A 3,491-nucleotide genomic window follows, 5' to 3' on the forward strand; every position below is an offset into this window, starting at 1 on the left:
ACCGCGGCTCCGGTGGGGGTGTCTGGTGTGGATGAGCCGGTGGTGATTGTGGGGATGGCGTGCCGGTATCCGGGTGGTGTGGGTAGTCCTGAGGGGTTGTGGCGGCTGGTTGCGGAGGGGGTTGACGGGTTGTCGCCGTTTCCGGTGGATCGTGGTTGGGATGTGGGGCGGCTGTATGACCCGGGGTTGTCGCGGCCGGGGACGAGTTATGTGCGGGTGGGCGGGTTCCTGGAGGACGCGGGGGGTTTTGATCCGGAGTTCTTTGGCATTTCCCCGCGGGAGGCGCGGGAGTTGGATCCGCAGCAGCGGTTGTTGCTGGAGGTGTCGTGGGAGGCGTTGGAGCGGGCCCGGATTGTGCCGGGTTCGTTGCGGGGGTCGCCGACCGGGGTGTTTGCGGGGGTGATGTATCACGACTATCCGACGGGGGCGAGTGCGGGCAGCATCGTGTCGGGGCGTGTTGCCTACACGTTGGGGCTGGAGGGTCCGGCTCTGACGGTGGACACGGCGTGTTCGTCGTCGTTGGTGAGTGTGCATCTGGCGGCGCAGGCGTTGCGCAGTGGTGAGTGTGCTCTGGCTCTGGCCGGCGGGGTGACGGTGATGTCGACGCCGGAGTCGTTTGTCGAGTTCAGCCGGCAGGGGGGTCTTGCGCCGGACGGGCGGTGCAAGTCGTTCTCGGAGGATGCTGATGGCACGGGCTGGTCGGAGGGGGTGGGTGTCCTTGTCCTGGAGCGGCTCTCCGATGCCCGGCGTAACGGGCATCGGGTGTTGGCGGTCGTTCGGGGTTCGGCGGTCAATCAGGATGGTGCGTCCAACGGGCTGACCGCCCCGAATGGTCCTGCTCAGCAGCGGGTGATCGGGCAGGCGCTGGCCAGCGCGGGACTCACCGCGGCGGATGTGGATGCGGTCGAGGCACACGGCACCGGGACCACGTTGGGTGATCCGATCGAGGCGCAGGCGTTGTTGGCCACGTATGGGCAGGAGCGGCCCACGGAGCGGCCGTTGTGGCTGGGGTCGTTGAAGTCGAACATCGGGCATACGCAGGCGGCGGCCGGGGTGGCCGGTGTGATCAAGATGGTCATGGCCATGCACCACGACCTGCTGCCCCGGACGCTGCATGTCACCGAGCCGTCCTCGCATGTGGACTGGACCACCGGGTCGGTGGAGCTGCTCACGCAGGCCCAGTCCTGGCAGCGCAACGGTCATCCCCGCCGGGCTGGTGTCTCCTCGTTCGGTATCAGTGGCACCAATGCGCACCTGATCCTGGAGGAGGCTCCGGATTTCCCGGAGGGCTCTTCGGTCGAGCCTGCTGTGCGTCTGCCTGTTGTGCCGTGGGTGTTGTCGGCTCGTACGGGGGAGGCGTTGCGGGCACAGGCCGCGCAGTTGGCTGCCCACATCACCGAGCAGGATCTGGACCCGGTGGATGTCGGGTACTCGCTGGCCGCCACGCGTGCTGTGTTGGAGCACCGGGTGGTGGTGGTTGGTGCGGAGATGACCGAGCTGTTGGAGGGGCTAGCCAAGGTCGTCGAGGGCGAAGCGGGGGCGAACGCGGTCACGGGCGTGGCCCGCCCGGGCAAGCTGGCGTTCCTCTGCTCCGGCCAGGGCAGCCAACGCCTGGGCATGGGCATGGAATTGTATGACACGTTCCCGGTGTTCGCCCGCGCCTTGGATGAGGTGACCGGGGAACTGGGCCTGCCGCTGCGGGAGATCATGTGGCCGGAGGAAGAGCCGGAAGGCCACGGCCGTCTGGACGGTACGGAGTTCGCGCAGCCGGCGTTGTTTGCGTTGGAGGTGGCTCTGGGGCGGTTGCTGGAGTCGTGGGGTGTACGGCCGGACTTCGTTGCTGGGCACTCCGTCGGTGAACTGGCCGCCGCGCATCTGGCCGGGGTGTTCTCCCTGCCGGATGCCTGTGCGCTGGTAGCAGCCCGCGGTCGGCTGATGGGTGCGCTGCCTGCCGGCGGCGTGATGGTCGCGGTGCGGGCCACCGAAGACGAGGTCGCCACCATCCTGGCGGGCCTGGAACAGGTGGCGATCGCTGCGGTGAACGGCCCGGACGCGGTGGTCATCTCCGGCGAGGAGGAGGCGGTGCTGTCAGCCGCAGCCCATTTCAAGCACACCCGTCTCCTACGGGTCTCGCACGCCTTCCACTCCCCGCTGATGGACCCCATGCTGGCGGCTTTCGGTGAGGTGGCCCAGTCGGTCGCCTTCCACCCGCCGGAGATTCCGCTGGTCTCCAACCTCACCGGCACCCTCGCGGACCCGAAGGACCTGTGCACACCCGACTACTGGGTACGCCACGTACGCGAAGCCGTCCGGTTCGGGGACGGCATGCAGGCGTTGCGTGACGCGGGAGTCGGCACGTTCCTGGAGATCGGCCCCGACGCCACCCTGACCGCCCTCGCGACCCTGTCTGCAGACGCCGATCAAGGCGGGGGCACGATCCCCGCCCTGCGCCGGGACCGGCCGGAGGCCGCCCATCTCCTGCGGGCCCTGGGCGACTTGCACACCCGAGGCGTCCCCGTCACCTGGCCCGCCCTCTTCAACAACCAGACCGCCCACCCCATAGACCTGCCGACCTATCCCTTCCAGCACAAGCACTACTGGATGGACGCCACGCAGGACACGGTGGATGTGCAGCAGGCAGGACTGGAGACTGCCGAACACCCGCTGCTGGGCGCGGTGGTGGAGCTGCCCGGGTCCGAGAGCGTGGTCCTGTCGGGCCGCCTCTCGGTCGAGCGACAGCCGTGGCTGGCCGACCACGCGGTCATGGGCACCGTCCTGTTCCCCGGCACCGGCTTCGTCGAACTGGCCATCCGGGCAGGCGACGAAGTCAACTGCCCGGTGCTGGACGAACTCACACTCCACAACCCACTCGCCCTGCCCGAACACGGCGGCGTCGCGGTACAGGTGATGACAGCCGCCCCCGATCAGAACGGCCACCGACACCTACACATACACGCACGACCCGACAACGCCACCCCCGACGAAGAATGGACCCTGCACGCCGAAGGCATCCTCACCCCCGACACCACCCCCACCAACACACCCACAGACACGGAGACATGGCCGCCGGAGCGGGCGGCTGTGGTGTCGTTGGAGGGCTTCTACGACCGGCTGGCCGAGCAGGGCCTTACCTACGGTCCGGTGTTCCAGGGGGTCCGTGCGCTCTGGCAGCGCGGGGATGAGGTGTTCGCCGAGGTCGAACTCCCCGCTCAGGCCGTCGAGCAGGCGGCGGGTTTCGGCTTGCATCCGGCGCTGTTCGACGCCGCTCTGCACGCCCTGGCCGGCACCGGACAAGACGACGGTGGGCAGGAGCCGGGCGCGCATCTGCCGTTCGCCTGGCAGGGCGTGAAACTCCACGCCTCCGGAGCCACCGCACTGCGCGTCCACCTCCAACCCACCGGACCGGCCACCACCGCCATCCACCTCACCGACGTCCACGGGACCCCCGTCGCCACGGTGACCTCCCTCACCACCCGCCCCCCCCCCCACAC

The 3,491-nt window shown here is 68.9% G+C and carries 1 protein-coding gene; it reads left to right on the top strand.

The features are described 5' to 3' along the window. Positions 1–3,491: type I polyketide synthase (locus AOK17_RS31930; RefSeq protein ID WP_157881440.1), on the top strand; the 3,491-nt coding region annotated here is incomplete at both ends.

The organism is Streptomyces phaeochromogenes (assembly GCF_001418655.1).
Classification (GTDB): domain Bacteria; phylum Actinomycetota; class Actinomycetes; order Streptomycetales; family Streptomycetaceae; genus Streptomyces; species Streptomyces phaeochromogenes.